24 protein-coding genes are annotated in these 23,924 nt (G+C 70.3%); 7 read left to right on the top strand and 17 right to left on the bottom strand.

The annotated features are described in order from the left end of the window. Positions 1-18 precede the first annotated feature (18 nt). The 6 genes from QWY80_RS14620 to QWY80_RS14595 form a co-directional block, all read right to left on the bottom strand. Positions 19-1,122: a TRAP transporter substrate-binding protein gene (locus QWY80_RS14620; protein ID WP_290232926.1), complete on the bottom strand. Its 1,104-nt coding sequence runs from the start codon at positions 1,120-1,122 to the stop codon at positions 19-21. A 137-nt stretch (positions 1,123-1,259) separates the two neighbouring features. Further along, positions 1,260-2,663, bottom strand: a complete 1,404-nt coding sequence (locus QWY80_RS14615; RefSeq protein WP_290232923.1) for a TRAP transporter large permease — start codon at positions 2,661-2,663, stop codon at positions 1,260-1,262. Beyond that, complete coding sequence (locus QWY80_RS14610) at positions 2,663-3,223, bottom strand: TRAP transporter small permease subunit (RefSeq protein ID WP_290232921.1); 561 nt, start codon at positions 3,221-3,223, stop codon at positions 2,663-2,665. Before QWY80_RS14610 ends, QWY80_RS14615 begins: the two co-directional genes overlap by 1 nt. A 108-nt stretch (positions 3,224-3,331) precedes the next feature. Next, complete coding sequence (locus tag QWY80_RS14605; protein WP_290232919.1) at positions 3,332-4,141, bottom strand: endonuclease/exonuclease/phosphatase family protein; 810 nt, start codon at positions 4,139-4,141, stop codon at positions 3,332-3,334. Between the two features lies 1 nt (position 4,142). Beyond that, entirely contained in the window at positions 4,143-4,775 is a 633-nt protein-coding gene (locus QWY80_RS14600) for a thiol:disulfide interchange protein DsbA/DsbL (protein ID WP_290232916.1), read from the bottom strand. 152 nt (positions 4,776-4,927) lie between these two features. Then, positions 4,928-5,548, bottom strand: a complete 621-nt coding sequence (locus QWY80_RS14595) for a c-type cytochrome (protein WP_290232914.1) — start codon at positions 5,546-5,548, stop codon at positions 4,928-4,930. Between the two features lie 300 nt (positions 5,549-5,848). On the opposite strand from QWY80_RS14595, the gene yihA reads away from it, so the two are divergent. Beyond that, positions 5,849-6,454: a ribosome biogenesis GTP-binding protein YihA/YsxC gene (gene yihA / locus QWY80_RS14590; protein WP_290232912.1), complete on the top strand. Its 606-nt coding sequence runs from the start codon at positions 5,849-5,851 to the stop codon at positions 6,452-6,454. 52 nt (positions 6,455-6,506) lie between these two features. Here yihA and QWY80_RS14585 read toward each other — a convergent pair whose 3' ends face one another. Genes QWY80_RS14585 through argH form a run of 7 tightly spaced genes read right to left on the bottom strand, consistent with a single transcriptional unit; the run spans position 6,507 to position 12,585 of the window. Continuing rightward, a complete protein-coding gene (locus tag QWY80_RS14585) occupies positions 6,507-7,241 on the bottom strand; it encodes an HAD family hydrolase (protein WP_290232909.1) in 735 nt (244 codons plus the stop codon). Beyond that, on the bottom strand, positions 7,238-8,164 hold the full coding sequence (locus tag QWY80_RS14580) for a tyrosine recombinase XerC (RefSeq protein WP_290232907.1): 927 nt from the start codon (positions 8,162-8,164) through the stop codon (positions 7,238-7,240). Before QWY80_RS14580 ends, QWY80_RS14585 begins: the two co-directional genes overlap by 4 nt. Then, a complete protein-coding gene (locus QWY80_RS14575) occupies positions 8,157-8,873 on the bottom strand; it encodes a DUF484 family protein (protein WP_290232905.1) in 717 nt (238 codons plus the stop codon). The genes QWY80_RS14580 and QWY80_RS14575 overlap by 8 nt, the downstream gene beginning before the upstream one ends. 28 nt (positions 8,874-8,901) lie before the next feature. Further along, positions 8,902-9,732 (bottom strand): diaminopimelate epimerase, encoded by an 831-nt coding sequence (dapF, locus tag QWY80_RS14570; protein WP_290232902.1) that lies wholly within the window; start codon positions 9,730-9,732, stop codon positions 8,902-8,904. Further along, entirely contained in the window at positions 9,732-11,003 is a 1,272-nt protein-coding gene (lysA, locus tag QWY80_RS14565; RefSeq protein WP_290232900.1) for a diaminopimelate decarboxylase, read from the bottom strand. The genes dapF and lysA overlap by 1 nt, the downstream gene beginning before the upstream one ends. 2 nt (positions 11,004-11,005) lie before the next feature. After that, positions 11,006-11,167: an LPS translocon maturation chaperone LptM gene (lptM, locus tag QWY80_RS14560; RefSeq protein ID WP_290232897.1), complete on the bottom strand. Its 162-nt coding sequence runs from the start codon at positions 11,165-11,167 to the stop codon at positions 11,006-11,008. Further along, positions 11,167-12,585, bottom strand: coding sequence for an argininosuccinate lyase (gene argH / locus QWY80_RS14555; RefSeq protein WP_290232893.1), 1,419 nt, complete (start codon positions 12,583-12,585; stop codon positions 11,167-11,169). Before argH ends, lptM begins: the two co-directional genes overlap by 1 nt. Positions 12,586-12,859: 274 nt before the next feature. On the opposite strand from argH, the gene hemC reads away from it, so the two are divergent. The 4 genes from hemC to QWY80_RS14535 are packed head-to-tail and all read left to right on the top strand — an operon-like array spanning position 12,860 to position 17,537. Continuing rightward, positions 12,860-13,801, top strand: a complete 942-nt coding sequence (gene hemC / locus QWY80_RS14550; protein WP_290232890.1) for a hydroxymethylbilane synthase — start codon at positions 12,860-12,862, stop codon at positions 13,799-13,801. Next, entirely contained in the window at positions 13,801-14,592 is a 792-nt protein-coding gene (locus tag QWY80_RS14545; RefSeq protein ID WP_290232887.1) for a uroporphyrinogen-III synthase, read from the top strand. Before hemC ends, QWY80_RS14545 begins: the two co-directional genes overlap by 1 nt. Before the next feature lie 6 nt (positions 14,593-14,598). Beyond that, complete coding sequence (locus QWY80_RS14540; protein ID WP_290232884.1) at positions 14,599-16,284, top strand: uroporphyrinogen-III C-methyltransferase; 1,686 nt, start codon at positions 14,599-14,601, stop codon at positions 16,282-16,284. Further along, positions 16,281-17,537, top strand: coding sequence for a heme biosynthesis HemY N-terminal domain-containing protein (locus tag QWY80_RS14535; RefSeq protein ID WP_290232881.1), 1,257 nt, complete (start codon positions 16,281-16,283; stop codon positions 17,535-17,537). The genes QWY80_RS14540 and QWY80_RS14535 overlap by 4 nt, the downstream gene beginning before the upstream one ends. Before the next feature lie 86 nt (positions 17,538-17,623). Here QWY80_RS14535 and ybiO read toward each other — a convergent pair whose 3' ends face one another. Then, a complete protein-coding gene (ybiO, locus tag QWY80_RS14530) occupies positions 17,624-19,930 on the bottom strand; it encodes a mechanosensitive channel protein (RefSeq protein WP_290232878.1) in 2,307 nt (768 codons plus the stop codon). A 238-nt stretch (positions 19,931-20,168) separates the two neighbouring features. Here ybiO and QWY80_RS14525 point away from each other — a divergent pair, with 238 nt between their 5' ends. Together QWY80_RS14525 and QWY80_RS14520 are read left to right on the top strand one after the other, a co-directional pair. Beyond that, positions 20,169-20,561 (top strand): fluoride efflux transporter FluC, encoded by a 393-nt coding sequence (locus QWY80_RS14525; RefSeq protein WP_290232876.1) that lies wholly within the window; start codon positions 20,169-20,171, stop codon positions 20,559-20,561. Further along, entirely contained in the window at positions 20,558-20,941 is a 384-nt protein-coding gene (locus tag QWY80_RS14520) for a fluoride efflux transporter FluC (RefSeq protein WP_290232874.1), read from the top strand. The genes QWY80_RS14525 and QWY80_RS14520 overlap by 4 nt, the downstream gene beginning before the upstream one ends. Positions 20,942-20,947: 6 nt before the next feature. Here QWY80_RS14520 and pgi read toward each other — a convergent pair whose 3' ends face one another. The 3 genes from pgi to QWY80_RS14505 all read right to left on the bottom strand — a co-directional run. Further along, the gene (gene pgi, locus QWY80_RS14515) at positions 20,948-22,582 is read right to left on the bottom strand and encodes a glucose-6-phosphate isomerase (protein ID WP_290232872.1); all 1,635 of its coding nucleotides are present in this window, start codon (positions 22,580-22,582) and stop codon (positions 20,948-20,950) included. A 27-nt stretch (positions 22,583-22,609) separates the two neighbouring features. Then, the gene (locus tag QWY80_RS14510; RefSeq protein WP_290232870.1) at positions 22,610-23,089 is read right to left on the bottom strand and encodes a methylglyoxal synthase; all 480 of its coding nucleotides are present in this window, start codon (positions 23,087-23,089) and stop codon (positions 22,610-22,612) included. 4 nt (positions 23,090-23,093) lie between these two features. Beyond that, positions 23,094-23,924: pyruvate kinase (locus QWY80_RS14505; protein ID WP_290232867.1), on the bottom strand; the 831-nt coding region annotated here is incomplete at its 5' end.

Genomic DNA, 23,924 nt, shown 5'->3' with positions numbered 1-23,924 from the left:
GGGGGCGAGGCCTCGACCTCAGTCGGTGCTCGCGTCCGGGTTGCGGGCGTTGTAGTAGGCCTGCTCGGAGATGGTGTGGTAGTTCACCACCTTCTCCTGGAAGGCGCGGTAGGAGTCGTGGATCCGGGTGGCCAGCTCGCTGGTCTCGGCGAGTTCCGCGACCACGTCGGCGGAGTGCTCCTGGGCCTCGGCCAGGACGTCGTCCGGCAGGCGGCGCAGCTCCACGCCGTGTTCGTCGATCAGGGTCTCCAGGGCGTCGTTGTTGCGTGCGGTGTACTCGTCGAGCACGTCCTGGTTCACGTCGCGCACCGCGGTACGCAGGATCGCCTGCAGGTCGGCGGGCAGGGCGGCATAAGCCTCCTCGTTGATGATCGCCTCGAACATCACCGTGGGCTCGTGCCAGCCCGGGTAGTAGTAGTAGTCGGCCGCCTGGTGCAGGCCGAAGGCCAGGTCATTGTAGGGGCCGATCCACTCGGTGGCGTCGATGGCGCCGGACTGCAGCGAGGTGAAGATCTCGCCGCCCGGCATGTTGACGATGGCCACGCCCATGCGCTGCATCACCTCGCCGCCCAGGCCCGGCATGCGCATCTTCAGGCCGTCCAGGTCGTCGACGGAGTCGATCTCCTTGTTGAACCAGCCGCCCATCTGCACGCCGGAGGCGCCGGCGGTGAGGACGTCGACGCCGAAGTCGTCGTAGAGCTCGTTCCACAACTCCAGGCCACCGCCGTAGTGCAGCCAGGCGTTCATCTCCTGGGCGTTCATGCCGAAGGGCACGGCGGCGAAGAACTGGGCCGCCGGGGCCTTGCCCTTCCAGTAGTAGGAGGCGGAGTGGCCCAGCTCGGCGGTGCCCTCGGAGACGGCGTCGAACACCTCGAAGCCCGGCACCAGCTGGCCGGCACCGAAGACCTCGATGGTCAGCCGGCCGTCGGACATCTCCTCGACCCGCTCGGCCAGGCGCTCCGGGCCCTGGCCGACGCCCGGGAAGTTCTTGGGCCAGGAGGTGACCAGCTTCCATTCGAAGGTCTCCTGGGCCTGGGCGGGGTTCTCCAGGGCGGAGACGATCAGCAGGCCGGAGGCGGCGGTGGTCATCGCCACGGCGGCGGTGAGCGTTCTGAGCTTCATGCTAACCCTCTGTCTGTTGTGTCGTTGTGGGCCCTTGTGGGGCGGATGACGGAAGCGGCGGCCGGGGCCGCCGAGACGACGCCGGCACTATAGCCGCTGCCGGAAGCGCGGCCATAACGCTGTGTTCACGCTGCCGCTCAGAAGGTCTCGGGTAGCCAGGTGGCGAGCTGCGGGAACCAGGCCAGGGCGAGCAGCATGCCGAGCTGCAGCATGATGAACGGAATCACCCCCTTGTAGATCGCCGAGGTGGGCACCGAGTCCGGCGCCACGCCGCGCAGGTAGAAGAGCGCGAAGCCGAAGGGCGGCGTCAGGAAGGAGGTCTGCAGGTTGATGGCGATCATGATGCCCAGCCAGATGGGATCGAGGCCCATGGCCAGCAGGATGGGGCCGACGATGGGCACCACCACGAAGGTGATCTCGATGAAGTCGAGGATGAAGCCGAGCAGGAAGATCACCAGCATCACGATGAGCGTCGCCCCGACCACCCCGCCGGGCATGTTGTCGAACAGCTGGGTGACCAGCTCCTCGCCGCCGTAGGCGCGGAACACCAGCGAGAACAGCGCCGCCCCGATCAGGATCAGGAACACCATGGTGGTGACGTGCACCGTGGAGCGCAGCACCTCCTGGAGGGTGGCGAAGTCCAGGCGGCGATAGGCCAGGGCCAGCACCAGGGCGCCGAAGGCGCCCACCGCCGAGGCCTCGGTGGGAGTGGCGAAGCCGCCGAGGATGGAGCCCAGCACGGCGATGATCAGCAGCACCGGCGGCACCAGGCCCTTGAGCAGCAGCAGCCCCAGGCCCTGGCGGTGCCCCAGCTCCTCCATCAGTTCCTGACGGTCGGCGGCCGGGGCGGACGCGGGGCGCAGCCAGGCGACCACGGCCACGTAGATGATGTAGAGCACCACCAGGATCAGGCCCGGGACCAGGGCGCCCATGAAGAGGTCACCCACCGAGACCGTCTTGGGGCTGAAGATGCCCATGGAGAGCTGGGCCTGCTGATAGGCGGAGGAGAGCACGTCGCCGAGCAGCACCAGGGCGATGGACGGCGGGATGATCTGGCCCAGGGTGCCGGTGGCGCAGATGGTGCCGGTGGCCAGCGGCATGCTGTAGCCGCGCTTGAGCATGGTGGGCAGCGACATCAGGCCCATGGTGACCACGGTGGCGCCGACGATGCCGGTGGAGGCCGCCAGCAGCATGCCCACCAGGGTCACCGAGATGCCCAGGCCGCCGCGCAGCGAGCCGAACAGCAGGGCCATGGCGTCGAGCAGCGTCTCGGCGACCTTCGACTTCTCCAGCAGCACCCCCATCAGCACGAACAGTGGCACCGCCAGCAGCGTCTGGTTGGTCATGATGCCGTAGAGGCGGTTGGGGAAGGCGGAGAGGAAGCCGCCGTCGAAGTGGGCGTCGATGCCCAGGCTCTCCAGACCCAGGCCGAGGCCGGCAAAGGCCAGGGCGGTGCCGGCCAGCGACAGGGCGACCGGGTAACCGGCCATCAGTACCAGGCAGATGACGACGAACAGCACCAGTGGCATGAATTCCAGCATCACAGGCGCTCCTCGGCGTGGTCGTGGTCATGGGCGGGCGGGTCGATGCGGCCGGTGAGCACCAGGAAGTGGCGCGTCGCCTCCACCAGGCCCTGGAGGATCATCAGCCCGGCGAACAGCGGGATCAGCGTCTTGAGCAGGAAGACCCCGGGAATGCCGCCCGAGTCCGGCGAGCCCTCGAGGATGCGCCAGGACTTGCCCACGTAGCCGAGGCTGGTGAGGATCACGAAGACCATCACCGGCAGCAGCAGGAAGAGGGTGCCGAGCAGGTCGACCAGCGCCTGGCGGCGGGGCGACATGGCGCGGTAGAAGATGTCCACCCGCACGTGGCCGTCGTGCTTGAGGGTCCAGGCCGCGGCCAGCATGAAGACCACGGCGTGCATGTACATCACCGATTCCTGCATGGGGATGCTGTTGACGCTGAAGGCGTAGCGCAGCACCACGATCAGGAACTGGATGAGCATCATCGCCAGGATCAGCCAGGACAGGCTCCTGCCGAGCCGTTCCGAGGCGCGGTCGAGCCAGGCGATGGCGCCCGGCAGTTCGCGTGAATGGGCCATGGGGGTCTCGTCTCGTGGGTCGTTCGCAAGGGGGCCATGGTCGCACGACGCCACGGCGGCGCCAGGCGGGCAGGCCAACGCAGACTATACGGTAGCGGTGGGCGTTCGTCAGGCGTCGGCGAGCATCGTGGACAGGCAGGCCGGCGGCAGCCGGACCTCCACGGCGATGGGCAGGTGGTCCGAGAAGAGGTGATCGAGCACCCGCACCTCGTCGGCCTCCAGGGAGCGCGACAGCAGGATATGGTCCAGGGCGCGGCGCGGCTGCCAGGAGGGGTAGCTCAGCGGTGGCCGGACGGGATGCAGCGGCAGCGAGGCGCAGAAGCGGTCGTGGCCGTGCAGTTGCTCCGGGGTGCAGTTGAGGTCGCCCATCACCACCACGTGGCGCAGCGGCTGGATGAGCTCGGAGAGGTAGTCGAGCTGACGCACCCGGGTGCGGTGGCCCAGCGCCAGGTGGGCGACGAACAGGTGCAGGGCGTCGTGGCCCTCGCCGAAGCGGGCATGGATGGCGCCGCGCCCGGGCAGGGTGCCCGGCAGGCGGTGCTCCTCGATGCGGCTGGGCGTCAGGCGCGACAGCAGGCCGTTGCTGTGCTGGGCGATGCGTCCCAGGTTGCGGTTGAGCTGCTGGAAGTGGTGGGGGAAGCCGCCCCGGGTGGCCAGGTATTCCACCTGATTGACATGGCTGGAACGGAAACTGCCGCCGTCCACCTCCTGCAGGCCGACGACGTCGAAGCGTCCCAGCACCTCACTGACCATGTCGAGGCGACGCAGCCGCCTGGGGTGGGGCAGCAGGTGCTGCCAACTGCGGGTCAGGTAGTGGTGATAGGCCGAGGTCTGGATGCCCACCTGGAGGTTGAAGGTGAGCAGCTTGAGGGTCCCGCCCTCGAGGGGCGGGGTCCTGGCGTTGGCCAGATGCGACATCTCAGCCTTCGCGCTCCGCACGCACCTTCTCCACCAGGGCGTCGGCGATCTGCGGCATGTTGGCCAGGCTGCCGGCGCCGCTCGGCGTCACCAGGTAGCGGCCGTCCACGATCAGCGCCGGCACGCCCATCAGGCGCATGCTGCGCATGCGGGCATTGGCCTGGTTCACCCGGCTCTTCACGGCGAAGGAGCCCAGCGCCTGCTGCGCCTCCTCCTCGCTGACGCCGTAGTCGCTGAAGAAGGCGGCGATGGCATCGGTCTCGGTCAGGCTGCGGCCGTCCTCATGGATGGCGTGGAAGAAGTCGTCGTGGATGGCGTCCAGGATGCCCAGCTCCTGGGCGGCGTAGAAGGCCATGGCGTGCTGGTTCCAGTCGCCGCCCATGGTGGCCGGCATGCGCTGGAAACTGACGTCATCGGGCAGTTCGGCGACCCAGGCGTTGAGCGGCTCTTCCAGGTTGTAGCAGTGGGGGCAGCCGTACCAGAAGGCCTCGGTGACCTCGATCTGGCCCTCGTCCACCTGGGTCTCGACGGCCTCGGGGAGCACCTCGTAGTGCTCGCCCTCGACCAGGCTCTGGGCGGAAGCCAGGCCCGACAGGGTCAGGCCGGCCAGGGCAAGCATCAGGGACTTCAACATGGGCATCTCTCTCCTTGGGATGAATCGCGTCCCGGCGCGGCCGGGCATCGCTGCCTTTGAGCCCGCCGAGCGGCACGGGTTCCCGGCGGGGGATACTCAGCCTATGACAAGGGCGGCCCTCGGGCCGCCCTGGGGCGTCGTGTGCGGTGCGCTCAGTGCAGGCCGAGCACGTAGTTGGCCACCGCCTGCATGTCGTCGTCGCTCATCTTGCTGGCGATGCCGCGCATGATGTTGGCCGGGTCGTTGGCACGCTCGCCGGCGGCGAAGGCCTGCAGGGTGGACAGGGTGTAGTCGGGGTGCTGGCCGGAGAGTGCCGGGTAGACGGCGGTGCCGATGCCCTCGCCGGTCGGGCCGTGGCAGGCGGAGCAGGCCGGAATGCCCTTGGCCATGTCGCCGGCACGGTAGAGCTCCTCGCCGCGGGCCAGCAGCTCCGCGTCGTCCTCGGCCTGGCCCAGGGCGGGGTCCAGCCCGGCGAAGTAGGCGGCCACGTCCCAGGCATCCTGGTCGGAGAAGTCGTCCACCTGGCCGGCCATCTGCGGCACCTCGCGATTGCCGTCGCGGATGTCCATGATCTGCTTGGCCAGGTAGGAGGCCTGCTGGCCGGCGAGGTTGGGGAAGGCGCCGGACGGGCTGATGCCCTCCTGGCCGTGGCAGGCCGCACAGGGCTGGGCCTTCTCGCGGCCGGCCGCGGCGTCCGCATCGGCCTCCGGGGCCGCGTGGGCGGCGCCGACGGCGCCCATGGTGATTGCCAGGCTTGCCAGTAACTTTCTCATCGCTGATCCACTATGCCGTTACGTTGTTGACCGGTACGTACCCTGGGTGCCGTCCGGATCGCGATGCCAGGCCCTCCCTCAGGCACTGACGGGTTCACGGACGCGGTGCTACACTAGCGTGCCCCGGGTCGCAGAATAAAGATATTGTATTATACCGAATCACCCCCGCGGCGGGAATGCAAGCCGTGGTGCCCGTAGGGCTATCGCAGTTGCCGACAGCGAGGGGCGCCGGAACAGCCTCGAAGCGATACGGCCATATGCGATAATCCTGCCCCCGCTCAATCTCAGGATCAGCCCGCCATGGCGCGACTCAACTACCAGACCGCCCGCTACCTCACCAGTGCCCCGACCCTGGCCAAGTGCCCCGCCGACGAGGGCGTCGAGGTGGCCTTCGCCGGCCGCTCCAACGCCGGCAAGTCCAGCGCCATCAACGCCCTGACCCGCCAGAAGGCGCTGGCACGCACCTCCAAGACCCCCGGGCGCACCCAACTGATCAACTTCTTCGTCCTCGGCGAGGACGTCGGACGGCGCCTGGTGGACCTGCCCGGCTACGGCTTCGCCAAGGTGCCGGAGGCGGTCAAGCTGGAGTGGCAGCGCCATCTCTCCGACTACCTGCAGCGACGTGCCTCGCTGCGCGGCCTGGTGCTGGTGATGGACGTGCGCCACCCGCTCACCGAGTTCGACCAGACGATGCTGGGCTGGGCCGACGACAAGGACATGCCGGTGCACATCCTGCTCACCAAGGCCGACAAGCTCAAGCCCGGTGCGGCGAAGAACGCCCTGCAGCAGGTACGCTCGCGGCTGCGCGACTGGGAGGACCTGGTGAGCATTCAGCTGTTCTCGGCGCTCAAGGGCCAGGGCATCGACGAGGTGCACGAGCGGCTCGATGGCTGGCTGCTTGGTTAGTACCGAAGGCCGGTGCTGACCCCAACGGGATCTCCAGCACTCCTCCTCGCTGTCAACGCTGCTTCTCCAGCCAGGCGATCAGCGCCGGCAGCTCGCGCACATGGGCCAGGCGGTGAATGCCCGGTGGCAGCGGACGGTCCGCCTCGCCGATCCACGCCGCCTGCATGCCCAGGCGCCGGGCGGGCAGGGCGTCCTCCGCCCAGGAATCGCCCACGTGCAGTGCCCGTGCCGGCCGGGTGCCCAGCCGTGACAGGGCGGCCAGGAAGGGGCGCGGGTCGGGCTTGGGGGCGAGCATCTCGCCGGCGGCGATGGCCACCGGGAAGTGGCGCCCCAGCGGCAGGCGGGCCACCTCCACGTTGCCGTTGGTGATGCTCGCCAGTCGATAGCGCCTCCCGAGTTCGCTCAGCAGGTCATCGATCCCCTCATGCGGTGTTATCTCGTGCCTGAGCGCCATAAAGCGCTCCATGGCCCGCCCCGCCCAGTGCTCGGCGTGCTCCCTCGCCAGGCCGTATTCGCCCAGCAGCTCGACCAGCGCCCGCCGGCGCAGCCAGGTGAAGTCGCCGCGGCGCAGCGGGTGCGCCCGGGCCAGGGCCTGGCGGCGGGCGACGAAGGCCTCCAGCGCGAAGCGCTCGGCGAAGCGCGTGTCCCGTGGCTCGCCGAGGGCGGCGAGCCACTCGGCCAGGGCCGCGTCGAGCCAGGCGTAGTGGCCGCGCTCGGTGCGCGCCATCACCCCGCCGTTGTCCCACAGGGTGTCGTCCAGGTCGAAGGTGATCGCCTCCAGCCTCATGGCGTCTCCTCGTCGCGGCGTCGCCGCGCCCGGGGGTGGGCGGCGTCGTAGCTGGCCGCCAGGTGTTGCCAGTCCAGCCGGGTGTAGACCTGGGTGGTGGCCAGGTTGGCGTGGCCCAGCAGCTCCTGGACGGCACGCAGGTCCTGGCTCGACTCCAACAGGTGGCTGGCGAAGGAGTGGCGCAGCCGGTGGGGATGGAGGTGCTCGTCGAGCCCGCGGCGCCGGGCGACCTGGGCGAGGCGTTGCTGGATGGCGCGATGGCCGAGGCGCGTGCCGCGGGCGCCGACGAACAGCGCCGTCTCGTCCGGCGCGGCCAGGGCGCTGCGCATGCCGAGCCAGGCCTCCAGGGCCTGGTGGGCGCGTCTGCCCACCGGCACCTGGCGCGGCTTGTCGCCCTTGCCGCGCACGCGTACCCGCTGCGGCCGCAGGTCGACCAGGTCCAGCCCGGCCAGCTCCGCCAGGCGCAGGCCGCTGGAGTAGAAGAGCTCGAGCATCGCCTGGTCGCGCACCGCCAGGGGCGAGCCGTCGTGGGGGGTGTCGAGGAAGTGCGCCAGGCGGTCGACGTCCACCGGGCTCGGCAGGTGGCGGGGCTGGCGCGGCGCGCGGGTCAGGGCCACCGGGTTGTGGTCGAGGTGGCCGCGGGCCACCAGGTGGTCGGCCAGCCGTGAGCACGCCGAGCGGCGCCGGGCCAGGCTGCGCGGCGCCAGGCCCCGGGCGCGCTCGCCGCCCAGGAAGCGGCGCAGCAGGCCGGCGTCCAGGGCGCGCCAGTCGTCGATGTCGCGCTCGGCGAGGAAGGCCAGCAGGGCGGTCAGGTCGCGGCGATAGGCGTCCAGGGTGGCGGGGCTGGCGGTGCGCGAAAGCGCCGCCAGGAAGGCCTCGACCTCCGCGGTCAGCGGGCCTGCCGCGGGGGAGTGGCTAGCCATGATCCGGGCCGAGGCGCATCAGCAGCCGGGCGACCACGTCGCCGACGTACTCGGTGAACAGGGTGTCCATGCTGGCACGGAAGTGATCCGGATCGGGGCTGGCCAGTACCAGGTAGCCCAGCGGCTCGCCCAGGGTCAGCCGGGAAAGGGCGCAGGAGCCCGACTTGCGCGGCGCCGGCACATGGGGCAGCAGGCGCTTCCAGTCGGTGGGGGTCAGCCGGGTGCAGCGGCTGGCGCGGCCGTCGAGCAGTGCCGCCAGGCGCGAGCCGGCGTGCTCGTCGAGCACCTGGCGTGGTGCCTGGGGCGGCCGGGGCTCGGCGTCGGTGAGGGCGGCCGGGCACCACAGCGCCACTGCCGGGGTCTCGAAGCGTTCGCTGAACTGGGTGGCCAGGGCCTGGCCCAGGGCGTCGCGGTCCTCGGCCTCGAGCAGGGCCAGCACCAACTCGCGGGTTCGCCGGTACTGGGCCTCGTTGTGGCGCGCCGACTCCAGCAGCTGCTCGAGCCGCCATTCGGCCTGCTCGGCGCGGGCGCGCAGGTCGTGGACCAGGCGCTCGAGCAGCGAGGTGGCGCCGCGCGCCTCGGGGTGGGGCACCCTGAGCTGCTGCAGCAGCCCCTCGCGACCGACGAAGAAGTCCGGGTGGGTAGCCAGCCATTCGGCGACCCGGTCCGGGTCGAGGGTCTTGCGCGGTTCGGGGACGGCTCGTGACATGCACAACTCCTCGGTCGGTCTGGGCGGATCAGTTGAGGACCAGGCGGCCGTCGAAGACGCGTTCGGCGGGGCCGATCATGGTCAGGGCGCCCTCCCCGGGCCACTCGATGGTCAGGTTGCCGCCCGACAGGTGCACGGTGACGGGGCTCTCCAGCACGCCCTGGCGGATGCCGCAGGCCACGGCGGCACAGGCGCCGGTGCCGCAGGCCAGGGTCTCGCCGCTGCCGCGCTCGTATACCCGCAGGCGGATCTCGTGGGCGGAAACGACCTGCATGAAGCCGGCGTTGACCCGCCGCGGGAAGCGCGGATGGGTCTCGATGACCGGGCCCAGGCGCTCGACGGGGAAGGTGGCGACGTCGTCGACGCGCAGCACCGCATGGGGGTTGCCCAGGGAAACCACGGCGATCTCGAGGCGCTCGCCGGCCACCTCCAGCGGATGCAGCAGGCGGTCCTCCTCGGCGTCGAAGGGCAGGTCGGCCGGGGAGAAGCGCGGCGCGCCCATGTCGACGCGGATGCGGCCATCGTCCTCCACCCGCAGCACCAGGGGGCCGCCGGCGGTCTCCACGTGGATCTCGCGCTTGTGGGTGAGGCGCTGGTCGCGCACGAAGCGCGCGAAGCAGCGCGCGCCGTTGCCGCAGTTCTCCACCTCGCTGCCGTCGGCGTTGTAGATGCGGTAGCGGAAGTCCATGTCCGGGTCGCGGGGCGGCTCCACCACCAGCAGCTGGTCGAAGCCGACGCCGAAGCGGCGGTCGGCCAGGCGGCGGACCTGGTCGTCGTGCAGGCGGGCGCGCTGGGTGACCAGGTCGACCACCATGAAGTCGTTGCCGAGGCCATGCATCTTGGTGAAGTGCAGCAGCATCAGCGGGCGTCCTCCGGCAGCAGGGCCTCGCCGGCCCAGAGGTCCTCCAGGTGCTCGCGGCGGCGCACCAGATGGGCGGCGTCGCCGTCCACCATCACCTCCGCCGGGCGCGGGCGGCTGTTGTAGTTCGACGCCATCACGAAGCCGTAGGCGCCGGCGGAGCGCACCGCCAGCAGGTCGCCGGCGGCGATGGCCAGTTCGCGCTCCTTGCCCAGGAAGTCGCCGGTCTCGCACACCGGGCCCACCACGTCGTAGGTGGCGGCGTCGCGAGCGGCGCGGGTGTCGACCGGCAGGATCGCCTGCCACGCCTGGTAGAGCGAGGGGCGGATCAGGTCGTTCATGGCCGCATCGACGATGGCGAAGTTCCGGGTCTCGCTGGGCTTGAGGAACTCCACCCGGGTCAGCAGCACGCCGGCGTTGGCGGCGATGGAGCGACCCGGCTCGAACAGCAGGGTCAGCCGCTCGCTGCCCTCCCAGCGGGCCAGGCGCTCGAGTAGGGCGGCGGCGTAGTCGAAGGGCGCCGGCGGGCGCTCGTCGCGATAGGGCACGCCGAGGCCGCCACCCAGGTCCAGATGGTCGACCTCGATGCCGCGGCCGTGCAGGCGCTCCAGCAGCACCAGCAAGCGATCCAGGGCATCGAGGAAGGGCGCCAGTTCGGTGAGCTGGGAGCCGATATGGCAGTCCAGGCCGGCGATGCGCAGGTGGGGCAGGCGCGCCGCCAGCTCGTAGACCTCCAGGGCCTCGTCCACCGGGATGCCGAACTTGTTGTCCTTGAGGCCGGTGGAGATGTAGGGATGGGTGCCGGCGTCCACGTCCGGGTTGACCCGCAGCGATACCGGCGCCACCTTGCCGAGCCGGCCGGCCACGGCGTCGAGGCGCTCGAGCTCGGCGCGCGACTCGACGTTGAAGCACTTGATGCCCACCTCCAGGGCGCGGGCCATCTCGGCCTCCTGCTTGGCCACCCCGGAGAAGACCACCCGGGTCGGGTCGCCGCCGGCGGCCAGCACCCGCTCCAGTTCGCCCAGCGAGACGATGTCGAAGCCGGCCCCCAGGCGGGCCAGCAGGCCCAGCACGGCGAGGTTGGAGTTGGCCTTCACCGCATAGCAGATCAGGTGCGGGTGGTCGCCCAGCGCCTCGGTGTAGGCGCGGAAGTGGCGGGCCAGGGTGGCCCGTGAGTAGACGTAGCAGGGCGTGCCGAACTGCTCGGCGATGCGGGTCAGGGGGACCTCCTCGCCGTAGAGCACGCCGTCGCGATATTCGAAGTGGTCCATGCCTAGTTCTCGTCGTCTGGGGAGGCGTCGTCGTCCGGCTCGGCGCCGTACTGCTCGGCGGCCTGCTCGTCGCCGGGCAGGTAGAGCGGCCCCTTCTGGCCGCAGCCGACCAGCAGGGCGGCCAGCAGCAGGGCCGCGGCGACGGCGGCGCTGAGCCGGCCCATCAGGCGCCTCCCGCCAGGCTGGCCAGGGCCTCGCGGGCGCGCTGGGCGGCGGCGCGCACCTGGTCCGGGGCGGTGCCGCCGATATGGTTGCGGGCCGCCACCGAGCCCTCCAGGGTCAGCACCTCGAAGACGTCCGCCTCGATGGTGTCGGAGAACCGCTGGAGCTCCTCGAGACTCATCTCGGAGAGGTCCCTGCCCTCGCGCAACCCGAAGGCCACGGCCTGGCCGACGATCTCGTGGGCGTCGCGGAAGGCCACCCCGCGGCACACCAGGTAGTCGGCCAGGTCGGTGGCGGTGGAGAAGCCGCGGCGGGCGGCCTCGGCCATGTTGGCCTTCTTGGGTTCGATGGCCGGCACCATGTCGGCGAACGCCTTGAGGCAGTCCTGGACGGTGTCCACGGCGTCGAACAGCGGCTCCTTGTCCTCCTGGTTGTCCTTGTTGTAGGCCAGCGGCTGGGACTTCATCAGGGTCAGCAGGCCCATCAGGTGGCCGTAGACCCGGCCGGACTTGCCGCGCACCAGCTCGGGCACGTCGGGGTTCTTCTTCTGCGGCATGATGGAGGAGCCGGTACAGAAGCGGTCGGGCAGGTCGATGAAGTCGAACTGGGCGCTGGTCCACAGCACCAGCTCCTCGCTCATCCGCGACAGGTGCATCAGCAGCACGCTGGCGAAGGCCGTGAACTCGATGGCGAAGTCGCGATCGCTGACCGCGTCCAGGCTGTTCTCCGCGGGACGCTCGAAGCCCAGCAGCTCGGCGGTGACGTGGCGGTCGATGGGGTAGGTGGTACCGGCCAGGGCGGCGGCACCCAGCGGCATGACGTTGACCCGGCGGCGGCAGTCGAGCAGCCGCTCGTGGTCGCGGGCCAGCATCTCCTGCCAGGCCAGCAGGTGGTGGCCGAAGGTCACCGGCTGGGCGGTCTGCAGGTGGGTGAAGCCGGGCATGATGGTGTCCGCCTCGCGGTCGGCCAGCTCGATCAGCCCCTCGCGCAGCCGGGCCAGCTCGGCTGCCACGGTGTCGATCTCGTCACGCAGGAAGAGGCGGATGTCGGTGGCCACCTGGTCGTTGCGCGAGCGGCCGGTGTGCAGCTTCTTGCCGGTGATGCCGATCTTCTCGGTGAGCCGTGCCTCGACGTTCATATGCACGTCCTCGAGCTCCACCGACCAGGGGAACTCGCCGCGCTCGATCTCGCCGCGGACCTCCTCGAGGCCGGCGATGATGGCGTCGCGCTCGGCCCCGCTGAGCACCCCGACCCGGGCCAGCATGGTGGCGTGGGCGATGGAGCCCTGGATGTCGTGGAAGGCGAGGCGGCGGTCGAACGCCTCCGAGGCGGTGAAGCGGGCGACGAAGGCGTCGGTAGGCTCGCTGAAGCGGCCGCCCCAGGACTGGTTGGTGCCAGGGGTTGAAGAACTAGGGCTCATCGGCTGGACATCCTGCATGACGGGTTGCGTTTGACTCGGGGACGGGAGGGCCCCGGCGCCGGTTCGGCGGCGCGCTGATGACATGCCGGCAGTGTACCAGAGTCGGCGGGGCAGGCGAGGGGCACGGCGCTCGCCGGGCGGCGCGAGGCGTGGATTTTTCCTGCCCTGCCGCGTGCTTTATGATGACCGACAAGAGTCAACAGAGAATGCCATCATTGCCGGGCGCTAGCGTCGTCTGCGTCGCCGGCGAGGGAACCGGTACAGGGAGAACCTCGTGCAACCCATCACCAAGCTGCGTATCGCCACTCGCAAGAGTCAACTGGCCATGTGGCAGGCCGAGTACGTCCGCGACCGCCTGCTGGCCACCCACCCCGGCCTGGAGGTGGAGCTGGTGGCGCTGTCCACCCGGGGCGACAAGATCCTCGACACGCCGCTGGCCAAGGTGGGCGGCAAGGCGCTCTTCGTCAAGGAGCTGGAGGAGGCGATGCTCGACGGCCGCGCCGACATCGCCGTGCACTCCATGAAGGATGTGCCCATGCACTTCCCCGAGGGCCTGGGCCTGTCGGTGATCCTGGAGGGGGCCGACCCCACCGACGCCTTCGTCTCCAACCACTACGCCTCGCTCGACGAGCTGCCCGAGGGGGCGCGCATCGGCACCTCCAGCCTGCGCCGCGGCCTGCAGATGCGCGAGGCCCGCCCCGACCTGGAGATCCTCACCCTGCGCGGCAACGTCCAGACTCGCCTGGGCAAGCTCGACGGCGGCGAGTTCGACGCCATCATCCTGGCCACCTCCGGCCTCAAGCGCCTGGGGCTCGCGGATCGCATCACCATGGAACTGCCGCCCGAGGTGTGCCTGCCGGCCTGCGGGCAGGGCGCGCTGGGCATCGAGTGTCGCCTCCACGATCCCGAACTGATCAACCTGCTGGCGCCGCTGGACGATCCGGCCACCGCCACCCGGGTGCGCGCCGAACGGGCCATGAACACCCGCCTGGAGGGCGGCTGCCAGGTGCCCATCGGCGGCCACGCGATCTTCGAGGACGACGACCAGACCCTGTGGCTGCGCGCCCTGGTGGGGACCCCGGACGGTTCCCGGGTGCTGCGCGCCGAGGGGCGCGGCTCCCTCCACGAGCCCGAGGCCCTGGGCATCCGCGTGGCCGAGGAGCTGCTCGAGATGGGCGCCGGCGAGATCCTCGCCGAGGTCTACGGCGCCACCTGATGCACCGTCCGGTCCTGGTCACCCGGCCCGGGGCGCGCGGGGAGGCGCTGGCGGCCGCCATGGCGGCGCGCGGCTGGCCGGTGGCGCGTCTCGAGGCGATGCGTCTCGAGGTGCTCCCCGAGACGCCGGAGCGGCGCGCCGCCTGGCTCGACTTCGACCACTTCCGCCGTGTGGTGGTGGTCAGCCCCTTCGCCGCCGAGTGCCTGGCCGAGGCCCTGGACCGCTACTGGCCGCAGCTGCCGCTGGGCAGCGACTACTATGCCGTGGGGCGGGCCACCGCCGCCGTGCTGCACGAGCGACTGGGTGTGCGGGTTCATGTGCCGCCGCTCGATACCGGCGAGGACACCAGCGAGGCGTTGCTGGCACTGGGTTCCCTGCGGCGGCTCGACGGCGAGAAGGCACTGATCGTGGCCGGCGAGGGCGGGCGGCCGCTGCTCGCCGATACCCTGGCCGCGCGCGGCGCCCGCGTCACCCGCCTGGCCGTCTACCGGCGCGTCCTGCAGGCGCCCGACGCCGAGATGCGCCGCCGCCTGGCGCATGGCGAATACCGGGCACTGGTGGTCAGCAGCGGAGAAATCCTCGAATATCTGGCAAGATGGTGTTCCGACGCCGCCTTGAACCAACCGCTAATCGTTTCCAGTGCTCGGTTGGCTACACTGGCCGGCAAGCTGGGGTTCCGTACCCCTCGCGTGGCGCGCGGTGCCACGCCCACGGCGCTGGTGGCGGCGGTGGCCGATGCCTGTGACCCGCAGGAAGCCGATGTCGATCAAGACGATCTCGAAAAGGGCTAGCACACGATGAGCAAGCAACCACACGAGCAGGACGAACAGAAGGCGTCATCCGGCGCGGAGTCGGCGACCTCGGGCGAGGGCGGCAAGGGCAGTCCGCCGGGGCGGCGACGCTCGCGTCGCTACGACAAGGCCAGCCAGGAGAAGGGCGCACGGGGTCAGGCCGCCGCCTCCAAGGCCTCTGGCGAGGCCAGGCCCGAGGCCGCCAAGGGCGCGGGAGACGAGTCGGCCGCCAGCGGCAAGGCCGACCGGAGTGGCAAGCAGACGACCGACAAGCCCACCGGCGACCAGCCCGACCGGAGTGGCAAGCAGGCAACCGACAAGCCCACCGGCGGCCAGGCTGACCAGAGCGGCAAGCAGGCAACCGACAAGCCCGCCGGCGGCCAGCCCGACCAGAGCGGCAAGCAGGCAACCGACAAGCCCGCTGGCGGCCAGCCCGATCGGAGCGGCAAGCAGGCGGTCGACAAGCCCTCCGGCAGCCAGGCCGACAAGGGGGGCAAACAGGAAGAGAAGAAGGCCGAGCCGGCGAAGGGCTCGGCATCGTCGTCTGCGGCACCCGGCAAGGACGGCAAGCAGGACAGGACCCCGGCCTCGCGGCCCGTGTCGGGCGGCAGCGGCGGCGCGTCCAGTGCGCCCCGTCCGTCCGGTGGCGGCGATGGCAAGGGGGGCAAGACCGGCGTGGTGGCCCTGGTGCTGGTGATCCTGCTGGCCATCGCCGCGGCTCTGTTCGGCTGGCAGGCCTGGCAGAAGCTCGATGCCCAGCAGGCGCGTATCGGCGAGCTCGAGTCGCGCACCAGCGAGGCCGCCACCGCCACCGACCTGGCCGACCTCCAGGAGCGCTTCGAGGCCGCCGAGAGCGAGCGTGAGGCCGCCCTGGAAGAGGCCATCGAGACCCTCCAGGGCGAGTTCGCCGACTATCGCGGCGAGGTCGACGACACCCTGGACCAGGTGCTGGCCGAGCTGGCCAGCGAGCAGGAGACCGACGAGCGCGACTGGCTGCACGCCGAGGCCGCCTACCTGCTGCGCCTGGCCAACCAGCGCCTGCAACTGGAGCGCGACGTCGAGGGTGCCGCCGCCCTGCTGCGCACCGCCGATGCCCGCCTGCGCGAGGCCGACAACCCGGCGCTGGTACCGGTGCGCCGCGAGATCTCCAGCGAACTGGCGGCACTGGATGCGGTGCCCCGGGTCGATCGCACCGGCCTGTGGCTGGCCCTCAACGCCCAGCAGGAACAGATCGCCGGCCAGCCGCTGGCCCAGGACGTCGAGGAGATCGTCGCCGATGCCCGTCTCGAGGAGGCGCCCAGCGGCGCCTGGCAGCAGCAGCTGTCGCGCTTCGGCCAGGAGCTCAAGGACCTGGTCACCGTACGCCACCACGACGAGGCCCTGGAGGCGCTGATCTCCCCCGAGCAGGAATCCTACCTGCGCCAGAGCGTGCGGCTGGTGATCGAGCAGGCCCAACTGGCGCTGCTCAAGGAAGAGGCGGAGCTCTTCGAGGCCAGCCTCGACAAGGCGCTGACCCTGATCGAGGGCTACTACGACACCGACGCCAGCGGCGTGCAGTCCGTGCTCCAGCGCCTGCGCGAGCTCAAGGGCGAGGCGGTGCGGCCCGAGCTGCCCGACATCAGCGGTTCCCAGCAGGCCCTGGCCACCTTCATCGAGCGCCGCTTCGAGTCGCGCCAGGGAGACGAGGCATGAGAAAGCTGATCCTGATCATCGTCCTGGGCCTGGCCATCGGCGCGCTGTTCGGCCAGTTGATGATGTCGGTGCCCGGCTACTGGCTGGTGCGCGTCGGCAGCACCTCCTTCCAGACCTCCTTCTGGTTCGGCCTGGTGCTCCTGCTGGCCGCCTTCCTGGTGCTGCACTTCGTCCTGCGCGTGCTGCTGCGCCTGTCGCGGCCGGTCAGCCGCTTCAAGGTGTGGAACAGCCGCACCCGCAACCGCAACGCCATGCGGCGCACCGTGCGTGGCCTGGTGGCCCTGGCCGAGGGGCGCTGGAAGAAGGCCGAGAAGTCGCTGGTCAAGGCCGCCGACGACTCCAGCACGCCGCTGGTCAACTACCTCTCCGCGGCGCTGGCCGCCCACTACCAGGGGCGCTTCGACCAGGCCGACACCCTGCTCAAGCGGGCCCACCTGAGTACCGAGGGGGCCGACACCGCGGTGGGCATGATGCAGGCCCAACTGATGCTGGACCGCCAGCAGTACGAGGAGGCCCTGGCCATCCTCACCCGCCTCGACCGCCAGCTGCCCAACCACCCTCAGGTGCTCAAGCAGCTCAAGCAGGCCTACCTCAGCGTCAGCGACTGGGACGGCCTGCGCCGGCTGATGCCGCGCCTGGCGGCCCAGCAACTGGTCTCCCGGGAGGAGCGCGAGCAGCTCGAGCGTCGCGCCTACCGCGAGCTGATCGTGCGCGAGGCCCGCGACGGCGGCGACATCGAGGCGGTGCGCAGCCTGTGGGCCGACATGCCCGACCACCTGCGTGGCGACGTGGAGCTGATCGTGCTCTACGCCGAGGCGCTGGTGCGCGGCGGCCAGGAGCCCATCGCCGAGCGGCTGCTGCGCCACTCCCTCAAGGAGCACTGGGACAGCCGCCTGGTGCAGCGCTACGGCCTGCTCGACGTGGACGCCTCACGCCAGCTGGTCACCGCCGAGAAGTGGCTGCAGGAGCGGCCCAACGACCCCGATCTGCTGCTCGCCCTGGGCCGGCTGTCGCTGCGCAATGCCTACTGGGGCAAGGCCCAGGAGTACTTCGAGGCGAGCCAGCGCCAGCGCCCCAGCGGCGTGGTCTGTGCCGAGCTGGCGCGGCTCTACGCCAACCTGGGCGAGCACCAGAAGAGCCAGCTCTACTACCGCCAGAGCGTCGAGCTGCTCGACAAGTCGCTGCCCTCGCTGCCCCAGCCCAGCGAGGACAAGGACGTGCTCGGCGAGGGCAAGGCGGCCAAGGCCTCCTGAACCGCCGCCGGCGATCCGTCACCCATGAAAACGGCGGGGCCGCCCGGAAGGGCGGCCCCGCTGGCGTTGGCGGGTCGGGCGTGGGCTCAGTGCTCCTCCACGTCGTCGCCGCTGGGCTTCTCGTGCTCGGGGTTGGTGATCTCCTGGACCCCTTCCCGCGTGTCCGACCGCGGCGCGGTGGTGCCCGGCGCCGATTGACGCGTCCGCTCCTGCAGGACCCTGACGTTGGCGGCCGGTGAGCCTCCCTGCTTGTCCTCGCCGAAGTAGAGGGTGGTGTGCGGGAAGGGAATCTCGATGCCGGCCGCGTCGAAGCGCAGCTTGACCAGGCGGTTGTAGGCGCGGCCCACGGCCCACTGGTCCCCGGGGGTGGTCTTGATGACCACCCGGATATTGACCGAGCTGTCGGCCAGGGCCACCACGCCGGCCACGTTGAGCGGCTCGAGCAGCTTGTGGCCGTGCTCCTCGCTGGCCTGGAGGTCCTCGAAGGCCAGCTGCAGCTGCTCGATGGCCTCGTCGATGCTCTCGCGGTAGGCGATGCCGTATTCGCCCACGTGGTTGCCGAACTCGCGCATGTAGTTGGAGACGGTATCCACGCTGGAGAAGGGGATCAGGTGATAGGTGCCGGAGAGGTCGCGGATGCCCACCGAGCGGATGCTGAGCTTCTCGGCGGTGCCGGTGATGCCGCCCACCGTGACCACGTCGCCGGTGTTCATGGCGTTCTCCACCTGGATGAAGATGCCGGTGATGATGTCCTGCACCAGCTTCTGGGCGCCGAAGCCGATGGCCAGGCCCAGTACCCCGGCGCCGGCGATCAGCGGGCCGATGTTGATGCCGATCTCGGCCAGCACGATCATCGCCGTCATGGTGATCAGGGCGATGGCCAGGGCGTTGCGGAACAGGGCCAGCAGGGTCTGGGCGCGGGCCGAGGGGACGCCGCCACCGGTCTCGGGGTTGAGCTTGTGCTCGATCAGGCTGGCCAGGGCGAGCCAGACGGCGATGGCGATCACCAGGATCACCGCCACGCTGATCAGCTTGCCGACCAGGCCGCGGCCCGCCTCCGAGGCGTACCAGGCCGCCAGGTCGAAGGCGCCCCAGGCGTTGAGCACCACCATGGCCACCAGGACCACAATGACCGTGCGGATCACCCGCAGGGCGTTGGGCACGTAGCGGTTGAGGCGCGGCTCGAGCAGCGGCAGCTTGCGGCGCAGGTCCTCGTGCAGGGTGATGCGCCGGCCGATGGTCTGGGTCAGGAAGTTGGAGACCAGCAGGCCCACCACCACGGCGGCGATGGTCTTGAGGGTGGCGAAGAGCACGAAGGGCAGGGCGTCCACCGGCCGGGTCAGGGTCACCACCAGCACCATGACGAAGTAGGCCAGGGCGAAGAGGTGCCAGATGCGCGCGAACAGCTGCAGGCTGACGCGGCTGGCGGCCATGGTCGCCCGCTCGGCCTTGGCGTTGATGGCGTCGCGCAGGCGCACGCGATTCCTGAGCACCACCGTCACGGCATAGAGGAAGGCGCCGATCATGATCAGGGTGCCCAGCCCCTGGCCCACCGCCGACGATACATAGGCGTTGACCAGCGGCACCACCACCATCAGGCCGTAGCCCACCAGGCCGATCAGCCGGGCGATCCAGCGGTTCCAGTAGCCGGCCTCGCGGGAGTCGATCGGCAGCAGGCGCAGCCCCTCGTAGCGGGAGGCGAACAGCATGCGCACCCCCGCCTTGAGCAGCTCGATCACCAGGAAGGCGTTGAGGAACAAGGAGGCCTGGGTGGAGAGTTCGCCGGTCTCGCCGATGGCGAAGGTGGCGATCAGGTTGCCGCCCAGGTAGGCGAACGCTACCACCAGCACGTCGACCGCGGCGGCCAGGGCCACGCAGACGACCAGGCGCAGGATGGGCGTCAGGCCGCTGCCGTTGAGCGACCACTGGCTGATGCCGGTGAACAGCGGCCGGACGAGGCGCCGGAAGCCCAGGAAGAGCGCGATGGTGGCCAGGATCACCAGGCCCAGGTTGATGGCGGCGCCGGTGAAGGCCGCCATGTCGAAGGTGCTGTCCAGGTCACCGCTGAACATGCCGCCCAGGGCGCCGGCGATGGCATCGAACTGGCTGCCGATGTCGCCGGCGACCCGGCTGGTCACCTCGGCCAGCTGGCGGGGCAGCGATGGCGAGGCGGCCTCCTCCTCGGGGGCCGGCTCGGCGACGTCGCCGGCCATGCCGCGCAGCTGGTCGATCAGCTGCTGGCGGGTCTCCTCGTTTTCCAGCAGGTCGGCCAGGGTCGAGTAGGCCGGCGGCTCCTGGCCGCCGTCCTGCTGGGCCTGGACCGGACCCGCGAGGGCCAGCAGGGCGACCAGCAACCAGCCGAGCATCAGGGGTAGGGCTCGCAAGGGATTCACGCTGTGACCTCCGTCTCGTGGCGTGGGGCGATGGTTATATCAGCGTTCTCATGATACGGGCTTCGTGGTGCGACCACGACCCGTGGCGGTCACGCTGCTTGATGTACAAGGATTGTACATTATGTGTCGTTTGTGTCATATTTCCTTCGTCGGCGGCCTTCCTGCCCGCCGGCCCGGCAAGCATGCGATACTCTTCCGCCACCCGCTCGGGTGGCGTTTTTGTGGGATGGAGATGGCGATGCAGGCGGGAGCGCTGGAGCTGCTGGCGGTGATGCTCGGCGGTGTCCTGGGCGGCGTGGGGCGCCTGGCGGTGGGCAATGCCGTGGGGCGGCGCCTGGGCACCCACTTCCCCTGGGGGACCCTGGCGGTCAACCTCAGCGGCGCCCTGGCCATGGGCTGGCTGGCCGGTACCCTGGGCCTGCCGGGAGATGACCCGGCATCGCCGGCCTGGTCGCTGCTGGCGGTCGGCCTGCTGGGCGGCTACACGACCGTGTCGTCGTTCAGCCTGCAGGCCCTGACGCTGTGGCGCCAGGGCCATGTGCCGCTCGCCTCGGCCTATGTCGCCGCGACCCTGCTGGCCGGCCTGGGGGCGGTGGCCCTGGGGCTCTGGCTGGCGGGAGGCGGGGCATGAACGCCTGGCGCGCCTATCTCGCGGTGGGATTGGGCTGTGGCCTCGGCAGCGCCCTGCGCTACCAGGTCGGGCTCTGGCTGCCGTTCCCCTGGGCGACCCTGGTCGTCAATGTCCTGGGCGCCTGGCTGATCGCCGCCTTCGCCGCCTATGCCGCGCGGCGGACCCATGGTCGGGTGGCGCGCTGGCAACCCTTCCTGGTCGCCGGCTTCTGCGGCGGCTTCACCACCTTCTCGCTGTTTGGCCTGGAGACCCTGGGCATGATGCACCAGGGCCGCCATGCGGCGGCCCTGGGGTATGTGGCGGTCAGTCTCGCGGCGTGGCTGGGCGCCGCCTGGGTGGGACACCTCGCCGGGCGACGACTGGCCGCCGCCCGGGGGTGAGGGGCCTCAGCCCTTGGCCTTCTTGCCGGCCTTGGGGGCCGGCTGGCTGGTCGCGGCGGGGAAGTGCTCGCGCACCAGCGCCAGCAGCCCCTGGGTGGAGGCGTCGAAGTCGCCAGCGTTGGTGTCGATGCGCTCGCTGATCTCGCCGGCGATCTGCTTGCCCAGCTGCACCCCCCACTGGTCGAAGGAGTTGATGTTCCAGATCACCCCCTGGACGAACACCTTGTGCTCGTAGAGCGCGATCAGGGCGCCGAGGTTCTTGGGCGTCAGTTCGTCGAGCAGCAGGGTGCTGGAGGGGCGGTTGCCCGGGCAGCTGTAGGGGTCGAGGCGGCTGCCCTGCTGGCTGCCCTCCATGAAGGCGTTGGCCTGGGCCAGCATGTTGGTGAGCAGGGCGAAGTGATGGTCCTCGAAACCCGGCTCCGGCTTCAGCGAGGCGATGAAGTCGATGGGCACGTAGCGGGTGCCCTGGTGCAGCAACTGGAAGAAGGCGTGCTGGCCGTTGGAGCCGGTCTGCCCCCAGACGATGGGGCCGGTCTTGTAGTCCACCGGGTGGCCGAAGATATCCACCGACTTGCCGTTGGATTCCATGTCGAGCTGCTGCAGGAAGGCCGGCAGCTGGTGGAGCGCCTGGTCGTAGGGGACGATGGCCTGGGTCTCGGCGCCATGGAAGTTGATGTACCAGATGCCGATCAGCGCCATCAGCACCGGCATGTTCTCGCGGAAGGGCGCATTGAGGAAATGCTGGTCCATCTCGTAGGCGCCTTCCAGCATGGCGATGAAGCCGTCGTAGCCGATGGAGAGCGCGATGGGCAGGCCGATGGAGGACCACATGGAGTAGCGCCCGCCGACCCAGGCCCAGAACTCGAAGACGTTCTCCTCGCGGATGCCGAACTCCATGGCCGCCTTGCGGTTGGTGGAGGCGGCGATGAAGTGAGCGCCCACGTCGGCGTCCTCGCCGGCGTTCTCCAGGAACCAGCGGCGCGCGGTCTTGGCGTTGAGCAGCGTCTCCTGGGTGGAAAAGGTCTTGGTGGAGACGATGAACAGGGTAGTGGCCGGGTCGAGGCGCGACAGCACCTTCTGGATATGGGTGCCGTCGACGTTGGAGACGAAGTGGAAGCTGAGGTCCGGATGGCGGTACTTGAGCAGCGCCCGGCAGGCCATGTTGGGTCCCAGGTCCGAGCCGCCGATACCGATATTGACCACGTCGCGGATCCGGCTGCCGCTGTAGCCCTTCCACTCGCCGCTGCGCACCTCCTCGGAAAAGCGCTTGATCTGCTCGCGGGTGCGCTGGATCTCCGGCATCACGTCCTGGCCGTCGACCATCAAGGGGCCCTCGCCGATGTTGCGCAGGGCGGTATGCAGCACGGGACGGTTCTCGGTGACGTTGATGATGTCGCCGGAGAACATCTGGGCGCGGCGCTGCACCAGGGCCGAGTGCTCGGCCAGCTCGATCAGCTTGTCGAGCACCTCCTCGGAGACCTGATGCTTGGAGTAGTCGAGGAACAGGCCGCCCACCCGCAGGCTCATCTTCTCGAAGCGCTTGGGGTCCTTGGCGAAGTAGTCGCGGATGCGGTCGTCGGCGGTCTGCTCATGCAGGCTCTTGAGGGCCTGCCAGGTCACGCTGCGGGTCAGCTGGAACATCGTAAGCCTCGCGTCTCTCGTTATTCGTCAGTCGGTGGTCCGGCCCGAGATCCAGGCGCCGGCATCGGGGATGGTCATCTCGTAGGGCCGGTCGAGCCAGGGGGAACTGATCAGGAAGTCGGCGCTGGCGGCGTTGCAGGCCACCGGCACGTTCCACAGCGCCGCCAGGCGCAGCAGCGCCTTGACGTCCGGGTCGTGGGGCTGGGGGGCGAAGGGATCCCAGAAGAAGATCAGCAGGTCGAGCTTCTGCTCGGTGAGCAGGGCGCCGATCTGCTGGTCGCCGCCCAGGGGGCCGCTCATCAGTCCCTGGACCGGCAGGCCCAACGCCTTCGACACCCGGCTCGCGGTGGTGCCGGTGCCGACGAGCTCGTGCTCGGCCAGCGTCTCCTGCCAGCGCCCCACCCACTCCAGCAGCTCCTCCTTCTTGCCGTCGTGGGCGATCAGGGCGATGCGCTTGCGCGCCGGCAGGGTGCGCTTCACGGTGCGCCGTGGACGTGGATCGCTCATGGTGTCACACCTTCAGGATCTTCAGGGTATTGGTGCCGCCGTGGGCGTTCATCTCGTCGCCCCGGGTCAGCATCACGTGATCGCCCGGCTCGGCGATGCCCTTCGCCACCAGCAGCGCCAGGGCCCGGTCGTTGAGCTCCTCGGCCGCCATCTCGCTGGTATCGAAGGGCAGCGAGACCACCCCGCGGTAGAGCGCCATGCGCCGCTGGGCGATGGCGCTGTGGGCCAGGCCGACGATGGGCAGCCCCGAGCGGATCCGCGAGGCGATCAGCGGCGTGTAGCCGGAGGCGGTCATGCAGGCGATGGCCGCCACGCCCGACAGGTGGTTGGCGGCGTACATCGCCGACAGGGCGATGGTCTCGTCGGCCTGGGTGAAGCCCTCGTGGATGCGGTGGCCGGACTCCTGGGCCACCCGCTCGCGCTCGGCGCCCAGGCACACCCGGTCCATGGCCTCGATGGTCTCCACCGGGAAGTCACCGGCGGCGGTCTCGGCGGAGAGCATCACCGCGTCGGTGCCGTCGAGCACCGCGTTGGCCACGTCGAACACCTCGGCGCGGGTGGGCAGGGGCGACTCGATCATCGACTCCATCATCTGCGTCGCCGTGATCACCGCGCGGTTGAGCGACCGGGCGCGCTTGATGATGCGCTTCTGGGTGCCGATCAGCTTCGCGTCGCCGATCTCCACGCCCAGGTCGCCGCGGGCCACCATCACCGCCTCCGAGGCCCGGATGATGCCGTCGAGGGTGGCGTCATCGGCCACCGCCTCGGCGCGCTCGAGCTTGGCCACCAGGCCGATCTCTTTACCGGCCTCGCCCAATAACTCGCGCGCCTCGGC

The organism is Halomonas ramblicola (assembly GCF_030409215.1).
GTDB classification, from domain to species: domain Bacteria; phylum Pseudomonadota; class Gammaproteobacteria; order Pseudomonadales; family Halomonadaceae; genus Halomonas; species Halomonas ramblicola.
This window is presented reverse-complemented; position numbering and strand designations above follow the sequence as displayed.

What these genes read in the sequence shown, in the direction of transcription:
- QWY80_RS14620 (WP_290232926.1), bottom strand. Translation starts at nt 1,122, where the DNA reads ATGAAGCTCAGAACGCTCACCGCCGCCGTGGCGATGACCACCGCCGCC.
- QWY80_RS14615 (WP_290232923.1), bottom strand. Translation starts at nt 2,663, where the DNA reads ATGCTGGAATTCATGCCACTGGTGCTGTTCGTCGTCATCTGCCTGGTA.
- QWY80_RS14610 (WP_290232921.1), bottom strand. Translation starts at nt 3,223, where the DNA reads ATGGCCCATTCACGCGAACTGCCGGGCGCCATCGCCTGGCTCGACCGC.
- QWY80_RS14605 (WP_290232919.1), bottom strand. Translation starts at nt 4,141, where the DNA reads ATGTCGCATCTGGCCAACGCCAGGACCCCGCCCCTCGAGGGCGGGACC.
- QWY80_RS14600 (WP_290232916.1), bottom strand. Translation starts at nt 4,775, where the DNA reads ATGTTGAAGTCCCTGATGCTTGCCCTGGCCGGCCTGACCCTGTCGGGC.
- QWY80_RS14595 (WP_290232914.1), bottom strand. Translation starts at nt 5,548, where the DNA reads ATGAGAAAGTTACTGGCAAGCCTGGCAATCACCATGGGCGCCGTCGGC.
- yihA (WP_290232912.1), top strand. Translation starts at nt 5,849, where the DNA reads ATGGCGCGACTCAACTACCAGACCGCCCGCTACCTCACCAGTGCCCCG.
- QWY80_RS14585 (WP_290232909.1), bottom strand. Translation starts at nt 7,241, where the DNA reads ATGAGGCTGGAGGCGATCACCTTCGACCTGGACGACACCCTGTGGGAC.
- QWY80_RS14580 (WP_290232907.1), bottom strand. Translation starts at nt 8,164, where the DNA reads ATGGCTAGCCACTCCCCCGCGGCAGGCCCGCTGACCGCGGAGGTCGAG.
- QWY80_RS14575 (WP_290232905.1), bottom strand. Translation starts at nt 8,873, where the DNA reads ATGTCACGAGCCGTCCCCGAACCGCGCAAGACCCTCGACCCGGACCGG.
- dapF (WP_290232902.1), bottom strand. Translation starts at nt 9,732, where the DNA reads ATGCTGCTGCACTTCACCAAGATGCATGGCCTCGGCAACGACTTCATG.
- lysA (WP_290232900.1), bottom strand. Translation starts at nt 11,003, where the DNA reads ATGGACCACTTCGAATATCGCGACGGCGTGCTCTACGGCGAGGAGGTC.
- lptM (WP_290232897.1), bottom strand. Translation starts at nt 11,167, where the DNA reads ATGGGCCGGCTCAGCGCCGCCGTCGCCGCGGCCCTGCTGCTGGCCGCC.
- argH (WP_290232893.1), bottom strand. Translation starts at nt 12,585, where the DNA reads ATGAGCCCTAGTTCTTCAACCCCTGGCACCAACCAGTCCTGGGGCGGC.
- QWY80_RS14545 (WP_290232887.1), top strand. Translation starts at nt 13,801, where the DNA reads ATGCACCGTCCGGTCCTGGTCACCCGGCCCGGGGCGCGCGGGGAGGCG.
- QWY80_RS14540 (WP_290232884.1), top strand. Translation starts at nt 14,599, where the DNA reads ATGAGCAAGCAACCACACGAGCAGGACGAACAGAAGGCGTCATCCGGC.
- QWY80_RS14535 (WP_290232881.1), top strand. Translation starts at nt 16,281, where the DNA reads ATGAGAAAGCTGATCCTGATCATCGTCCTGGGCCTGGCCATCGGCGCG.
- QWY80_RS14525 (WP_290232876.1), top strand. Translation starts at nt 20,169, where the DNA reads ATGCAGGCGGGAGCGCTGGAGCTGCTGGCGGTGATGCTCGGCGGTGTC.
- QWY80_RS14520 (WP_290232874.1), top strand. Translation starts at nt 20,558, where the DNA reads ATGAACGCCTGGCGCGCCTATCTCGCGGTGGGATTGGGCTGTGGCCTC.
- pgi (WP_290232872.1), bottom strand. Translation starts at nt 22,582, where the DNA reads ATGTTCCAGCTGACCCGCAGCGTGACCTGGCAGGCCCTCAAGAGCCTG.
- QWY80_RS14510 (WP_290232870.1), bottom strand. Translation starts at nt 23,089, where the DNA reads ATGAGCGATCCACGTCCACGGCGCACCGTGAAGCGCACCCTGCCGGCG.